Below are 14186 nucleotides of genomic sequence, written 5' to 3'. Positions count from 1 at the left end.
GGTTGTCCCTACCCTCGACTCAGGGTCGCCTCGGGGTTGCTGACGGAGGGTCGGCCGCGGCCCCCGCAGGAGGGGCCGGTCATCCCATCCGGGCGGCGATGATCGCGACGACGGCGACGAGCGCGGGCACCCCCATCATGAGTCCGAACAAGGTCAGCAGCCGGCGCTGCGGCTGCGGGGGATTCGGTTCGAGTACGGGCATGCGACCAGTCTGGCACCGGAAGCTGTGCGGGCCGGAAGGGGGGTCACAGTTCGTCCTCGATGTGCCGATTGCGCCCGGCCAGCACACCGCAGACGGCCTGCGGTACCGCGAGGGCCAGCATCATCGCCAGCGGCAGGCCCCAGCCGCCGGAGGCCTGGTTGAGCGCGCCGACCAGGATCGGGCCGGGGATCGACAGCAGGTAGCCGGTGCTCTGCGCGAAGGCCGACAGCCGTACGACACCGGCGCCGGTCCGCGCCCGCATCCCGATCATGGTCAGCACGAGCGGGAACGCGCAGTTCGCGACGCCCAGCAGCAGCGCCCACAGCACGGGAGCCGCGGCGGGCGCGATCCACAGGCCCGTGTACCCGGCTACCTGGAAGGCGGCGAGGACGAGCACGATCGGCCCCTGCGAGCGCATCCGCGCGGCCAGCGGCGGCAGCACGAAGGACAGCGGCACGCCCAGCACCATGGTGAGCGCGAGCAGCAGCCCGGCCTGGTCGGCGGAGATGCCGGAGTCCCGGAAGATCTGCGGCATCCAGCCCATCGTGACGTACGCGGAGGTGCCCTGGAGGCCGAAGAAGGCGGCCATCGTCCAGGCGGTGCGGCTGCGGGTGATCCGGCCCTGCTCCCCCACGGGGCGCGCGGCGGCGGGCCGCTCCACGGTGGGCCGCGGGGCGGCCGCCGCGGCGGAGCGGTCGCGGACCAGCGGCAGCCACACCACGACGGCGACGACCGCGAGCCCGGCCCACACCCCCAGGCCCAGCCGCCAGCCGTGGCCCATGGCGTCGGTGAGCGGCACGGCCAGCGCGGCGGCCAGCGCGGTGCCGAGGGAGAGGGCCATCGAGTACAGGCCGGTGACCGGGCCGACCCGGTCGGGGAAGTAGCGCTTGACGATGACGGGCATCAGCACGTTGGCGACCGCGATGCCCGCGAGCGCGAGGGCGCTCGCCGCGAGGAAGGGCAGGGTGCTGCCCGCGAAGGGGCGCAGGAGCAGGCCCGCGGTGATCGCGGTCATCCCGGCGAAGACGACGGCGCCGGGCCCGTGCCGCCGGGCCAGCCGGGGGGCGGCGAAGCCGAAGAGCGCGAAGCAGGCGGCGGGCACGGAGGTGAGCAGGCCCGCCATGGCGCCGCTCATGCCGAGCCCGGCACGGACCTCCTTCATGAGCGGCCCGAGGCTGGTGACGGCGGGCCGCAGGTTGACGGCGGCGAGCAGCAGCCCGGCGACGGCGAGCCGCCGTATCCAGACGGCGGAGCCGCCCCCCGGCGCGGTGCCGTCCCGGTCCCCCGGCCCACCGGGCGCCCCCGCCGGGACCTGGGCGGCGGACGTACCGGACGCACTCGACGCGACGGCGGCGGGACCGGAAGCCGACATCGCCGGGACCCGGGCGCCCGACGCATCGGCGACGGGACCGCTGCCGCGGACGCCGTCGGCGCCGCCCCCCGCCGTGGCCAGCGCGGCGCCCCGCCGGGGGGCGGCGCCGAGCGGCGACCCCGTTCCGGGGTCGGCGGCGGCCGGGCGGGCCGCGCCGGGCGTCTGTCCGGGCTGCCGGGCGGGGTCGTCGGGGGCGGTGCGGGGGCGGGGTTCGTCGTCACGCATGAGTCCATCATAGAATGATGGGATGAATCTCGGACCCGTGCCCCGACCCGCCACGCTCGCCGACCAGGTCATCGCCCGGCTGCGCGCCGAGATCACCTCGGGCGCGTGGCCGGTGGGCAGCCGTATCCCCACCGAACCCGAGCTGGTCGAACGGCTCGGGGTGGCGCGCAACACCGTCCGGGAGGCGGTGCGGGCGCTCGCCCACAACGGCCTGCTCGACATCCGGCAGGGCTCGGGCACGTACGTGGTGGCGACCAGCGAGCTGGCCGGGGTGATGCAGCGGCGCTTCGCGGACGCCGAGCCGCTGCACATCGCCGAGCTGCGCCGCGCTCTGGAGGCCTCGGCGGCGGGGCTGGCCGCCGAGCGGCGCGACGAGACGGACCTGCGGCAGCTGGACACGCTGCTGGAGCGGCGCGAGCGCGCCTGGGACTCCGGCGACAAGGAGGCCTTCGTGGCGGCGGACGCGACGCTGCACCTGGCGGTGGTCGCCAGCTCGCACAACGAGGTGCTGACCGCGCTCTACGCGGACCTCGGCGAGGTGCTGCGGGACTTCCTGCGCGCGGACGTCGGCCCGCGGCTGCGCCCGGAGGACCATCTCGACCACGCGCGGCTGGTCGCCGCGATCCGGGCCGGCGACCGCGAGCAGGCCGCGGCCGAGGCCCGCGCCCACGCCTTCCACTGCCGCTTCCGCACGGCGGACGGCGCCGGAGCGCTCTGACAGCGCCGCGCCCCGGCGGGGCGCCCCCGTTACGGGAACGCCCCGCGGCGGGCGTTACGCGCCGATGGCGTGCAGGCCGCCGTCGACGTGGACGATCTCGCCCGTCGTCTTGGGGAACCAGTCCGACAGCAGGGCGACCACACCGCGCCCTGCGGGCTCGGGGTCCGACATGTCCCAGGCCAGCGGCGAGCGGTGGTCCCAGACACCGGCCAGCTCGGCGAAGCCGGGGATGGACTTCGCGGCCATGGAGCCGATCGGGCCGGCCGAGACCAGGTTGCAGCGGATGTTGCGCTTGCCCAGGTCACGGGCCAGGTAGCGGGAGGTGGCCTCCAGCGCGGCCTTGGCCGGGCCCATCCAGTCGTACTGCGGCCAGGCGAACTTCGCGTCGAAGGTGAGGCCGACGACCGAGCCGCCCTCCTCCGGCATCAGCGGCAGGCAGGCCATGGTGAGCGACTTCAGCGAGAACGCCGAGACGTGCATGGCGGTCGCGACCGACTCGAAGGGCGTGTTGAGGAAGTTGCCGCCCAGCGCGTCCTGCGGGGCGAAGCCGATGGAGTGGACGACGCCGTCGAGGCCGCCCAGCTCCTCGCGGACCACGTCCTCCAGGCCCGCCAGGTGCTCGGCGTTCGTCACGTCCAGCTCGACGACCTTGGCCGGGCGCGGCAGCTTGCGGGCGATGCGCTCGGTGAGGGTGGGCCGGGGGAAGGCGGTCAGGATGAGCTCGGCGCCCTGCTCCTGGGCCAGCTTGGCGGTGTGGAAGGCGATGGAGGACTCCATCAGCACACCCGTGACGAGGATGCGCTTGCCGTCGAGGATTCCGCTCATGTCGGTCAGTGACCCATGCCCAATCCGCCGTCAACGGGGATGACGGCTCCAGTGATGTACGCGGCGTCGTCGGACGCCAGGAAACGCACCGCGGCGGCGATCTCCTCCGGCTGCGCGTAGCGGGCCAGCGGCACCTGAGCCATGATGTCCGCGCGCTGCTCGTCGGTGAGCGCCCGGGTCATGTCGGTGTCGACGAAGCCGGGTGCGACGACGTTGAAGGTGATGTTGCGCGAGCCCAGCTCGCGGGCCAGCGAGCGGGCGAAGCCCACCAGGCCGGCCTTGGAGGCGGCGTAGTTCGCCTGGCCGGCCTGGCCGAGCAGGCCGACCACCGAGGAGATCAGCACGACACGGCCCTTGCGGGCCCGCAGCATGCCGCGGTTGGCGCGCTTGACCACCCGGAAGGTGCCGGTGAGGTTGGTGTCGAGGACGGCGGTGAAGTCGTCCTCGGACATGCGCATCAGCAGCTGGTCGCGGGTGATGCCGGCGTTGGCCACCAGCACCTCGACGTTGCCGTGCGCGGCCTCGACCTCCTTGTAGGCCTGGTCGACCTGCTCGGCGTCGGTGATGTCGCAGCGCACCGCGAGCACCCCGAGCGCGACCAGGTCCGCCGGCGGCTCGCCGGAGCGGTAGGTGATGGCGACCTTGTCGCCCGCGTCGGCGAAAACCCGGGCGATGGCGAGGCCGATGCCCCGGTTTCCTCCGGTGACGAGAACCGAGCGGCTCAACGGATCACTCCTCAGGGTCGAGAATCTCCCTGAGAAGCTATCGGTCGCGGACCCGATCCGGGGAATCGGCCCCTGACAGGCTGCTCCGGCCGGCCCTGTGGGATTCCTACAGGGCCGGCCGGCAGCCGTCAGCCGCCGACGCGGGCGGCGGCCAGGCGGCGGCTGTAGACCAGCAGCCCGACCGCGCCGCTCGCGAGGACCGCGCTGACCGACAGCGCGGCCTCCAGTGTGCTGGTGCTCGCGGCGGCGTTGCTGGTCGCGAGGGTTCCTGTGGCGGCGGTCACAGGGGCGTCGCCGCCGTGGCCGTGGTGGGCGACGGTGGACCTCGCGGCGCCCGCGGCGATCTGCGCGTCGGTCGGGGCCTGGGCGACGTCGGCGGTGGCCGCCTTCGCCGCGGCCGCGGTCTGTCCGAAGACGACATCGGCGCAGCCGTAGAAGGCCTCGGGGCTGTCGGTGCGCTGCCACACCTGGTAGATGAGCTGGCGCCCGGTGCGGGCCGGGAGGTTCGCGGTGAAGGTGTAGTAACCGGGCGCGGTGACCTCGGTGTTGTAGGTCGCGACGGGGGTGTCGTCGAGGTCGGACCACTTGAGCGGCTTGGTCGGGTCGTAGCCCTGCTTGGTGATGTAGAGCGTCATCACCCCGCGGTGCGGCGCGGTGACCCGGAAGCTGACGCCGGTCTGTCCGGCCTGCACCGGGGTGGCCGGCCAGTCGGTGCGGGCCCAGTCGAGGGCGCGGTACTTGTCGCGGTCGGCCGAGCACAGGTGGCCGTCGGGGATGATGCTGCGGCTCTGCCCGTCGGCGTTGGCGATGTTGACCTCGTTCCAGTCGTACAGCGGCTGGGTGCCGCTGTCGGCGACGAGGTCCTTGCACACCTGGGACTTCGGGGACTCCGGCCCCTCGGCGTAGCAGGCGGCGATCCGGCTGACGGGCGTGTTGAGCGCACCGTGCGCGCTGGCGGTGCCGGGGGTGAGGGCGGCGACGGCGAGGGTGGCGGCGCCGGCCGCGGCCACGGCGGCGGCCTTGCGGCGTACGGACATGTGGGGGCTCCTTGTCGTGCGGGCAGAACTGCGGGGGGACACACACGAGGGCGGCAGGTCGAAGCATAGGGATTGGTCTGGACCATGCCAAGGTCTGTGTGTGTCAGGGCAGTTCGGCCGCACGCACCGGGCCGCGCGCGTACGGGGACGCACGGGTACGGGAACGCGCGCGCCGGGAGGACGCGCGCGCGACCGGAGGGGCCGACGGCGCGTGACGCGCCCCGCCGGCCCGGGAGCCCCGGGTCAGTAGCCCTGCGTGCTGCCGCTCGTGGCCGGAGCGGCGGCGGACGGGGCGGGCGGGGTGTGCTTGACGGAGTACTGGTCCACCGTGACGGTGAGGGACTGGGCGATCTGCCGCAGGTAGGTGAGCAGCCGCTCGGTCTCCTCCTGGGTGCCCTCGCCGCCCTCGTGCTCGCGCAGTTGCTGCAGGACCGCCTCGGCCTGCGCGCGGGCCGCCCGCAGCATGGTGCGGGCCTGCTCGCGCGCGGCGACGACGGTCTGCTCGGCCGACTGCTGGGCGCGGGCCTGCTGGAGGACCGCGTCCACGGTGGGCACCCCGGTGGGGCTGCTGCCGTCGCCGATGTTGTTGGCGCGGATCCAGTCGCGGTGCCGCTGCATGTCGGTACGCAGCCGGTCGTTCTCCTCCATGACCGTGATGAGCGTCGCCGCGGCCCGGCGCAGCGCGTCGTGCACCGCGTCCTCGCTGTAGCCGCGACGGGTCAGGGGGGCGCGGGGGAAGGTCATCGACCGCAGCGCCTCGGGCGTCACCGGGCGGTCCGCCGGGCGTGCTCCTGTCTCGTTCACGTCTCTCCGATCACCGAGCGTCTTCGAAGTGCAGCAGGTCGTTCGGGACACCTGCGTTCGCCAGATCGCGCACCGTCGCGGACACCATGGACGGCGAGCCGCACACGTAGAACGAGCGGCCGTGCCAGGCGCCGGCCCGCAGGACCGGTCCCGCCATGCTGCGGTTCTCGAAGGTGCCCGCGTCCAGGCCGACCAGCGGCGTTATTCGAAGCCAGGGGTTGGCCTGCTCGTACTGCCGCAGCAGGGGCAGGTCGTACAGGCCGTGGGCGTCGCGCGCCCCGAAGAAGAGGTCGACCTGGCGTGGCGGACCCTGCCAGGCGATCTCCTCGATCAGGCCGCGCAGCGGGGCCAGTCCGGTGCCGCCGGCGATCAGCACCAGGTCGCGGCCGGCCGACCGGCGCAGCGTCAGCCGCTCACCGACCGGGGCGCCCAGTTTCAGCATGTCGCCCTGCCGCAGCCGGTAGACCATGGCCGGGCTGACGAGGCCGCCGTCGATGGAGCGGACGTGCAGTTCGAGCAGCCCGTCGGCGCGGGCGGCGTTCGCCGGGGTGAAGGACCGCCAGGTGCTGGGCAGCATCGGCGTCTCGACCATGACCGACTGCCCGGCGGCGTACCGCATGGGCTGGTCGAGGCGCAGGGTGACGACCGCGAGGTCGAAGCCGCGCTGCTCGTGTCCGATGACCTCGGCGTTCCACCACGCCGGGTTGACCGCGCGGTCGCTCTCGGCGGCCTGGATCATGGCGCCGGCGACGACGGTGTACGCCTCGGTCCAGCCCTTCTCCAGCTCGGGGGTCCATGCCTCGCCGAGGAAGTAGGCCAGGGTCGCCAGCAGCGCCTGCCCGACCGCCTCGTAGTGCTGCGCCACGACCTGGAAGCGGCGGTGGTCGCGGCCGAGCTGCTGGAGGAACGGGACCAGCGTGTCGGGGTCGTCGACGTCGGAGACGATCTGACCGAGGGCGTTGACCAGGCGGTCCCGCTGCACGCCCATGTTGACCGGGAACATCGGCCGGACCTGCGGCGCGATGAGGAACAGGTAGGAGTAGAAGTACCGGGGTACTTCGTCCCCTGACTTGCCGACCAGGGCGAAGGAATCTTTCAGCGCCTGGGAATCGCTCACGACCACCCTCCGGTGGCTGGTGTTTCGGGGGAGCTTGCGGACCGGCGGAGCCGGGCGGCGGCCCTCGGTGGAGCCGCCGTCGGCTGCGTCAGGCCGAGGCCGCGGCTTCTTCGCTCGCGGAGATCATGGTGCTGCTGATGACGCCGTAGACCGCGACCCAGGACTCCTCGATCTCGGGGGTCCACGCGTCGCCCGCGAAGTGCTGGAGCGTCGCGATCAGGCTGGCGCCGACGGCCGGGTAGTGCTCGGGCAGCGCGCCGTAGCCCGCGTGCCGGCGCCCCAGGTTCTGGAGCATGCCGACCAGGGTCTCGGTGTTCTCTATGTTGGCGACGAGCGCGCCCAGCGCCGCCCACAGGCGGTCGCGCTGCTCGTCGATGTGCGGGGCGAAAAGCGGTCGCACCGCGGGGTTGTTGGCGAAAAGGTGCTCGTAGAAATACCCGGTCACCTGTGAACCGTGGGGCTCCACAACCTTGAAGCTGCTGCGGATCAGGGAGAGGTCTGCGGTCATGGCGGCCGACTCTAGCCAGAGGCGCGGGACTCGAACAAGTTTGGGACAGGTGAACAACCGACTGACCGAACCTCCATCTTGACAGACCGTTTCCTCTCCGATATCGCCCACAATCCGCGCATCCTTCTGGGCACGCTGCGCAAATCGGGTCGCCGTGGCCGGTGCAATGCTGTGGCGGAGCCGGTGGGCAGCGGGCCATGATTCACTGCGGACAGGCCGATGCGAAGGGAAGTCCGCCGTGCCCCATGAGTTGGACCGTGACGTCGATCCGGCATTCCTCGCGCTCCCGCTGCGCGCGCTGGCCGACGCGGCACTCGCCAGAGCCCGTGCGCTGGGCGCCGAGCATGCCGACTTCCGCCTGGAGCGGGTGCGCAGCGCCCACTGGCGGCTGCGTGACGCCCGCCCCGCGGGCAGCGCCGACAGCACCGACCTCGGCTACGCCGTACGCGTCGTGCACGGCGGCGCCTGGGGCTTCGCCTCCGGCGTGGACCTGACGATGGACGCGGCGGCGAAGGTCGCGAGCCGGGCGGTGGCGATGGCCAAGCTCAGCGCGCAGGTCATCGCCGCGGCCGGGTCGGACGAGCGCGTGGAGCTGGCGGACGAGCCGGTGCACGCCGACCGCACCTGGGTGTCGGCGTACCGGACGGACCCGTTCGAGGTGCCGGACGCCGACAAGACCGGGCTGCTGGCCGACTGGAGCGCCCGGCTGCTGGCCGCGGACGGGGTCAGCCACGTGGACGCCTCGCTGCTCGCGGTGCACGAGAACAAGTTCTACGCCGACACCGCCGGCACGACGACGACCCAGCAGCGCGTCCGGGTGCACCCGCACCTCACCGCCGTGAGCGTCGACCCGGACACCGGCGGCTTCGACTCGATGCGCACCCTCGCCCCGCCCGCCGGACGCGGCTGGGAGTACCTGACCGGCGAGGGGTGGGACTGGGACGCCGAACTGGCCGAGATCCCCGCCCTGCTGGCCGAGAAGATGCGCGCGCCCTCGGTCGAGGCGGGCGCGTACGACCTGGTCGTGGACCCGTCCAACCTGTGGCTGACGATCCACGAGTCGATCGGCCACGCCACCGAGCTGGACCGCGCGCTCGGCTACGAGGCCGCCTACGCCGGCACCTCCTTCGCCACCTTCGACCAGCTCGGCTCCCTGACGTACGGCTCGCCGCTCATGCACGTCACGGGCGACCGCACCGCCGAGCACGGCCTGGCCACCGTCGGCTACGACGACGAGGGCGTGGCCGGGCAGTCCTGGGACCTGGTCAGGGACGGTGTCCTGGTCGGCTACCAGCTCGACCGCCGCATCGCGAAGCTCACCGGTTTCGACCGCTCCAACGGCTGCGCCTACGCCGACTCCCCCGGCCATGTGCCCGTCCAGCGGATGGCGAACGTCTCCCTCCAGCCCGCCCCCGGCGGCCCCTCCACCGAGGAGCTGATCGGCGGGGTCGAGCGCGGCATCTACGTGGTCGGCGACCGCTCCTGGTCGATCGACATGCAGCGCTACAACTTCCAGTTCACCGGTCAGCGGGCATACGCGATCCGCAACGGCCGCCTCGACGGCCAGGTCAAGGACTTCGCCTACCAGGCCACGACCACCGACTTCTGGCGGTCGATGGAGCGGGTCGGCGGACCGGAGACGTACGTCCTCGGAGGGGCCTTCAACTGCGGAAAGGCGCAGCCGGGGCAGGTCGCGGCGGTCAGCCACGGCTGCCCGTCGGCGCTCTTCACGGGCGTGAACATCCTCAACACGACGCAGGAGGCCGGCCGATGACTTCCGGAGCGAGCAAGCCGCACGAGATCGTCGAGCGGGCGCTCGACCTGTCGACGGCCGACGGGTGCGTGGTCATCGCCGAGGAGGAGTCGAGCGCGAACCTGCGCTGGGCGGGCAACGCGCTCACCACCAACGGCGTGACGCGGGGCCGTACGCTCACCGTCATCGCGACCGTGGACGGCGCGCAGGGCACCGCGTCCGGCGTGGTGTCGCGCTCGGCGGTCACGGCCGACGACCTGGAGGGCCTGGTGCGGGCCGCGGAGGCCGCCGCGCGCGAGGCCGGACCGGCGGAGGACGCGCAGCCGCTGGTGAGCGGGGTACCGGTCTCGGCGGACTTCACCGCGCCGCCCGCCGAGACCGGCTCGGAGGTCTTCGCGGCCTTCGCGCCCGCGCTGGGCGAGGCCTTCGCGGCGGGGCGGGCGGGCGGGCGGCTGCTGTACGGCTTCGCCTTCCACTCGATGACGTCGACGTACCTGGGCACCTCCACCGGGCTGCGGCTGCGGCACGACCAGCCCACCGGCACCCTGGAGCTCAACGCGAAGTCGCCGGACGCGGCCCGCTCGGCGTGGGCGGGCTGCGCGACGCGGGACTTCCGCGACGTGGACCCGCTGGAGACGGACGCGGAGCTGGCGCAGCGCCTGGCGTGGGCGGAGCGGCGGATCGAGCTGCCCGCGGGGCGGTACGAGACGCTGCTGCCGCCGTCCGCGGTCGCGGACCTGATGATCTACCAGCTGTGGTCGTCGGGCGCGCGGGACGCCGCCGAGGGCCGCACGGTCTTCAGCAAGCCGGGCGGCGGCACCCGGGTCGGCGAGCAGCTGTCGCGGCTGCCGCTGACGCTGCGCAGCAACCCGGGCGAGCCGGGCCTGGAGGCGGCGCCCTTCGTGGTGGCGCACTCCTCGGGCGACGACGCTTCGGTGTTCGACAACGGGCTGCCCGTCGCCCCGGTCGACTGGATCCACGAGGGCACCCTGCGGCACCTGCCGACGACCCGGCACAGCGCCCAGCTCACCGGGCTGCCGGTCGCCGCGCCCGCCGACAACCTGGTCCTGGAGGGCGGCGGCAAGCAGTCGCTGGCCGAGATGGTGGCCGGGACCGAGCGCGGGCTGCTGCTGACGTGCCTGTGGTACATCCGCGAGGTGGACCCGGCCACGCTGCTGCTGACCGGGCTGACCCGGGACGGCGTCTATCTCGTCGAGGGCGGCGAGGTCACCGGGGTGGTCAACAACTTCCGCTTCAACGAGTCGCCCGTGGACCTGCTGGGCCGGGCGGCGGAGGCGGGCCGTACCGAGCGGACCCTGCCGCGCGAGTGGAGCGACTGGTTCACCCGGGCCGCGGCGCCGGCGCTGCGGATCCCGGACTTCAACATGAGTTCGGTCAGCCAGGGGGTCTGACGGCCCCGGCGGGGGCGAGTGCCGGGGGACGAGATCCCGGGGGGACGAGGGAGATGAACGAGAAGAACACGGTCAGGGCGTCGAAGTTCCTGGCGCGGGTGCTGCGGCACGAGCCGGAGCTGATCGGCGTGACGCTCGACGAGGGCGGCTGGGTCGAGGTCGACGTGCTGCTCGCCGCGTGCGCGGCGCACGGCAGGCGGCTGAGCCGGGCCGAGCTGGAGCACGTGGTCGAGGCCAACAACAAGAAGCGGTACGCCCTCTCCGAGGACGGGCGGCGGATCCGGGCGAGCCAGGGCCATTCGGTCACGGTGGACCTGGGCCTCGCCCCCGCCGTGCCGCCGGACGTCCTCTTCCATGGCACGGCGACGTCCACCGTGCCGCTGATCCTGCGCGAGGGGCTGCGGCCGATGTCCCGGCAGGACGTCCACCTGTCGGCGGACCGGGAGACCGCCGTACGGGTGGGCTCCCGGCACGGCCGCCCCGCCGTGCTCGCGGTGGACGCCGTGGGGCTGGCCGCCGCCGGGCACGTCTTCCGGCGCAGCGCGAACGGGGTGTGGCTGAGCGGTCCGGTGCCGCCGGAGCGGCTGCGGCTGCTGCCGTCCTGACCCGCACCCGGGGGAGAGGTACGGGTACGGGCGCGGCTCAGCGCGTCATCGTGCGGCGGCGGCGCTGGTTCGCCTTGTGCGCCGCCCACACCGCGTCGCCGATCGCGACCAGCACGATCGCGCCGACGAGCTGGAGCACGTGCCGCGTCCAGTCGATGCCCTTGGTGTCGCGGACACCGAGCCAGCCGGCCACTCCGTTGCCGAGCAGGCTGCCGCCCATACCGCAGAGCACGGTGAGCCACAGCGGCAGCACCTGCCTGCCCGGCAGGATCGCCTTGGCGATCAGGCCGAGCACGAGTCCGACGATGATCGCCCACAGCCAGCCCATGCCGCTGCCTCCTCGTTCGCCGGGCGCGCGGCGCGCCCGCGTGCCGTGCCGTCAGTTTCCGCCGGGTCCGGCGGCGGCGCATGTCGGGCACGGGGGGCGGGATCGCGCCAAACTCCGGAAAGGCGGCGAGACCGTACCTCCGGATGGCGCCCCGCTCTGTGGCGTGCGGCGGCCGGAGCGTACCGTGGTGCGGAGCCGGCGCGGCGCGCTGCCAGCCGAGAGCAGCGGCGCCTGGCCCCTGGACTGGGCGGTGGATGGATGCGGAAGCAGGGCGGATCTGGGATCTACCAGATCTCCGGGGCGCGGACCGGGCTGACCGAGGACGTGCGGGGGCGGCAGCGGCGTTACATGATCGCGATGACGATCCGCACCCTGTCCGTCCTGCTCACGGTCATCTTGTGGAACGTCGAGCGGCCGCTCGCCTGGGCGATGCTGGTGGTGGGCATGCTGCTGCCGTACGTCGCGGTGGTGATCGCCAACGCCGGACGGGAGAACGCCCCGAAGGCGCCCATGACGACGTACGTCCCGCCGCCGTCCATGCCCGTGCTGGAGGCGAGCCGGGTGGAGCTGGGGGCCGAGCGGGACGCGGAGCCCGCCGCCGAGGCCTGACCGGTCCCTTCCGCTCTCGTCCCCGGTACCCCGGCATGTCCGGTTCTCCGCGTTTCCGGCGCTTCTCCCGTACGTCCCGCGTACCGGCTCCCGGGCCGGTACGCGGCCTCTCCGGACACGTGAGCGAAACCTCAAGAAAAGCTCAGATCGTTGACGACGTTCCACTCCACGAGCGCGTCAGTGCATGACATACTGCCTAGGCGCTCCGCATCCCCCGTCGGGGCGACGGACCGACGCCGGGCGGCTCCCCCCGTGGCTGCCCGGCGTCGCCATGTCCGCGTGCGCTTCCGTGGCCGGGTCTGGGCCGGGTCCGTGCCGTGCTGTGCCGGGTCCGCACCCGCGACGGGCGCGCCGGGTGCCGCTGGCCGTGAGGTTTACTGGACGCCGTGAACGACGAGACGCCGATCTGCTCGGCCAAGGGATGCCGTGTGCCCGCGGTGTGGGTGCTGGCGTGGAACAACCCGAAGCTGCACACCCCGGAGCGGCGCAAGACCTGGCTGGCGTGCGACGAGCACCGCGAGCACCTGACGCAGTTCCTCGGCATGCGCGGCTTCCTCAAGGACGTCGTGACGCTCGCCGAGTGGGAGTCCCGCCCGGCCGCGCAGGCCTGAACCGGGCCCCGCCGTCCGCCGCGCCCGGCTCAGCCGCCGATCGCCGACATCGGGCGGTCGGGCTGGAGGAACTCCGGCTCGTCCAGGCCCGAGCCCGCCTTCTTGCCCCACATCGCCGCCCGCCACAGCTCCGCCACCCGCGCGTCCGAGGCGCCCGCGCGCAGCGCCCCGCGCAGATCCGTCTCCTCCCGGGCGAACAGGCAGTTGCGCACCTGGCCGTCGGCGGTGAGCCGGGTGCGGTCGCAGGCGCGGCAGAACGGGCGTGTCACGGAGGCGATCACACCGACCCGCCCCGGCCCGCCGTCCACCACCCAGCGCTCGGCGGGCGCCGAGCCGCGGGCCGTCCCGCCCTCGGGGACGAGGTCGAAGCGGGTGCGCAGCGCGGCCAGGATCTCCTCGGCGGTGACCATGCCCGCGCGCTGCCAGCCGTGCTGCGCGTCCAGCGGCATCTGCTCGATGAAGCGCAGCTCGTAGCCCTCGTCGAGGGCCCAGCGCAGCAGGTCGGGCGCCTCGGTGTCGTTGACGCCGCGCATCAGCACCGCGTTGACCTTCACCGGGGTCAGGCCCGCGGCGGCGGCCGCGGCGAGCCCGGCGAGGACGTCGGCGTGCCGGTCGCGCCGGGTCAGGGTGCGGAAGACGTCCGGGCGCAGGGTGTCGAGCGAGACGTTGACCCGGTCCAGGCCCGCGGCGCGCAGCGCGGCGGCGGTGCGGGCCAGGCCGATGCCGTTGGTGGTGAGCGACAGCCGCGGGCGCGGGGCGAGCGCGGCGCAGCGCTCGACGATGCCGGTGACGCCGGGGCGCACCAGGGGCTCGCCGCCGGTGAAGCGGACGTCGGTGACGCCCAGTTCCGTCACCGCGATCCGCACCAGCCGGACGATCTCGTCGTCGGTCAGCACATCGGGCTTCGCCAGCCAGGCCAGGCCCTCCTCCGGCATGCAGTACGTGCAGCGCAGGTTGCACCGGTCGGTGAGCGAGACCCGCAGGTCGGTGGCCACGCGTCCGTACGTGTCGAGGAGCACGGGCTCCGCCTCCTTCCCGGGCGCCTGGTCGCGCCGCCGTCCCCCCAGCCTAGGGCGTGTCTGGCAGATACCGTCGTTCGCCCGGAGGGCGGGGCCGGCGGGGTCCGGTGCGTGCGATGGCAAGGCGGAGGGAGGAGAGCGCAGCGGGCTGCGCCGACGACCGACAACGCAGCAAGCGTGCGTGCCGGGCCCCGCCAGGCAGACGGGATTTGTCAGACACACCCTAGTCTTCTGAGTCAGGAATTTCGTTCATATCTGTAGACTTGGCCTGTGGCACGGACGGGTCGGCCGAAGGCCGAGTTGGTGTTGTCGGTTG

At 73.6% G+C, this 14186-nt stretch carries 16 protein-coding genes; 6 read left to right on the top strand and 10 right to left on the bottom strand.

Translation table 11 applies throughout. The features are described 5' to 3' along the window. Positions 1-79: 79 nt before the first annotated feature. The gene (locus tag ACH4PY_RS36640; protein ID WP_251490045.1) at positions 80-202 is read right to left on the bottom strand and encodes an SGM_5486 family transporter-associated protein; all 123 of its coding nucleotides are present in this window, start codon (positions 200-202) and stop codon (positions 80-82) included. 43 nt (positions 203-245) lie between these two features. Further along, positions 246-1799: a CynX/NimT family MFS transporter gene (locus ACH4PY_RS36635; RefSeq protein ID WP_398192848.1), complete on the bottom strand. Its 1554-nt coding sequence runs from the start codon at positions 1797-1799 to the stop codon at positions 246-248. 22 nt (positions 1800-1821) lie between these two features. On the opposite strand from ACH4PY_RS36635, the gene ACH4PY_RS36630 reads away from it, so the two are divergent. Further along, positions 1822-2517 carry a FadR/GntR family transcriptional regulator gene (locus ACH4PY_RS36630; RefSeq protein ID WP_398192847.1) on the top strand — a complete coding sequence of 232 codons (696 nt, stop codon included), beginning with the start codon at positions 1822-1824 and terminating at the stop codon, positions 2515-2517. A gap of 54 nt (positions 2518-2571) precedes the next feature. On the opposite strand, the gene fabI is transcribed toward ACH4PY_RS36630, so the two are convergent. From fabI to ACH4PY_RS36600, 6 genes are all read right to left on the bottom strand, one after another. After that, positions 2572-3342, bottom strand: coding sequence for an enoyl-ACP reductase FabI (gene fabI / locus ACH4PY_RS36625; protein WP_398192846.1), 771 nt, complete (start codon positions 3340-3342; stop codon positions 2572-2574). A 5-nt stretch (positions 3343-3347) separates the two neighbouring features. Further along, a complete protein-coding gene (fabG, locus tag ACH4PY_RS36620) occupies positions 3348-4067 on the bottom strand; it encodes a 3-oxoacyl-[acyl-carrier-protein] reductase (RefSeq protein ID WP_398192845.1) in 720 nt (239 codons plus the stop codon). Between the two features lie 128 nt (positions 4068-4195). Continuing rightward, on the bottom strand, positions 4196-5104 hold the full coding sequence (locus ACH4PY_RS36615; protein ID WP_398192844.1) for a lytic polysaccharide monooxygenase: 909 nt from the start codon (positions 5102-5104) through the stop codon (positions 4196-4198). Positions 5105-5347: 243 nt separating this feature from the next. After that, a complete protein-coding gene (locus tag ACH4PY_RS36610) occupies positions 5348-5908 on the bottom strand; it encodes a DivIVA domain-containing protein (RefSeq protein WP_398192843.1) in 561 nt (186 codons plus the stop codon). A 10-nt stretch (positions 5909-5918) separates the two neighbouring features. Continuing rightward, a complete protein-coding gene (locus tag ACH4PY_RS36605) occupies positions 5919-7025 on the bottom strand; it encodes a globin domain-containing protein (RefSeq protein ID WP_398192842.1) in 1107 nt (368 codons plus the stop codon). An 88-nt stretch (positions 7026-7113) separates the two neighbouring features. Beyond that, the gene (locus ACH4PY_RS36600; protein WP_398192841.1) at positions 7114-7533 is read right to left on the bottom strand and encodes a globin domain-containing protein; all 420 of its coding nucleotides are present in this window, start codon (positions 7531-7533) and stop codon (positions 7114-7116) included. Positions 7534-7771: 238 nt separating this feature from the next. On the opposite strand from ACH4PY_RS36600, the gene ACH4PY_RS36595 reads away from it, so the two are divergent. From ACH4PY_RS36595 to ACH4PY_RS36585, 3 genes are read left to right on the top strand one after another with little or no spacing between them, the layout of a single operon-like run. Next, positions 7772-9307 carry a TldD/PmbA family protein gene (locus ACH4PY_RS36595; RefSeq protein WP_398192840.1) on the top strand — a complete coding sequence of 512 codons (1536 nt, stop codon included), beginning with the start codon at positions 7772-7774 and terminating at the stop codon, positions 9305-9307. Next, positions 9304-10698 (top strand): metallopeptidase TldD-related protein, encoded by a 1395-nt coding sequence (locus ACH4PY_RS36590; protein ID WP_398192839.1) that lies wholly within the window; start codon positions 9304-9306, stop codon positions 10696-10698. The genes ACH4PY_RS36595 and ACH4PY_RS36590 overlap by 4 nt, the downstream gene beginning before the upstream one ends. A gap of 53 nt (positions 10699-10751) precedes the next feature. Further along, on the top strand, positions 10752-11303 hold the full coding sequence (locus tag ACH4PY_RS36585) for an RNA 2'-phosphotransferase (RefSeq protein WP_398192838.1): 552 nt from the start codon (positions 10752-10754) through the stop codon (positions 11301-11303). A gap of 37 nt (positions 11304-11340) precedes the next feature. Here ACH4PY_RS36585 and ACH4PY_RS36580 read toward each other — a convergent pair whose 3' ends face one another. Next, positions 11341-11631 carry a GlsB/YeaQ/YmgE family stress response membrane protein gene (locus tag ACH4PY_RS36580; RefSeq protein WP_398192837.1) on the bottom strand — a complete coding sequence of 97 codons (291 nt, stop codon included), beginning with the start codon at positions 11629-11631 and terminating at the stop codon, positions 11341-11343. A 258-nt stretch (positions 11632-11889) separates the two neighbouring features. On the opposite strand from ACH4PY_RS36580, the gene ACH4PY_RS36575 reads away from it, so the two are divergent. After that, entirely contained in the window at positions 11890-12240 is a 351-nt protein-coding gene (locus tag ACH4PY_RS36575) for a DUF3099 domain-containing protein (protein ID WP_398192836.1), read from the top strand. Between the two features lie 386 nt (positions 12241-12626). Further along, positions 12627-12851 (top strand): hypothetical protein, encoded by a 225-nt coding sequence (locus ACH4PY_RS36570; protein ID WP_398192835.1) that lies wholly within the window; start codon positions 12627-12629, stop codon positions 12849-12851. 29 nt (positions 12852-12880) lie between these two features. Here the strand turns inward: ACH4PY_RS36570 and moaA are convergent, their stop codons facing one another. Beyond that, the gene (gene moaA, locus ACH4PY_RS36565; RefSeq protein WP_398192834.1) at positions 12881-13870 is read right to left on the bottom strand and encodes a GTP 3',8-cyclase MoaA; all 990 of its coding nucleotides are present in this window, start codon (positions 13868-13870) and stop codon (positions 12881-12883) included. Positions 13871-14186: the final 316 nt, after the last annotated feature.

This window comes from Streptomyces sp. NPDC021224, assembly GCF_044332905.1.
GTDB lineage: Bacteria > Actinomycetota > Actinomycetes > Streptomycetales > Streptomycetaceae > Actinacidiphila.
The sequence above is the reverse complement of the archived record's forward strand: the minus strand, read 5'-3'. Positions and strand labels throughout refer to the sequence as shown.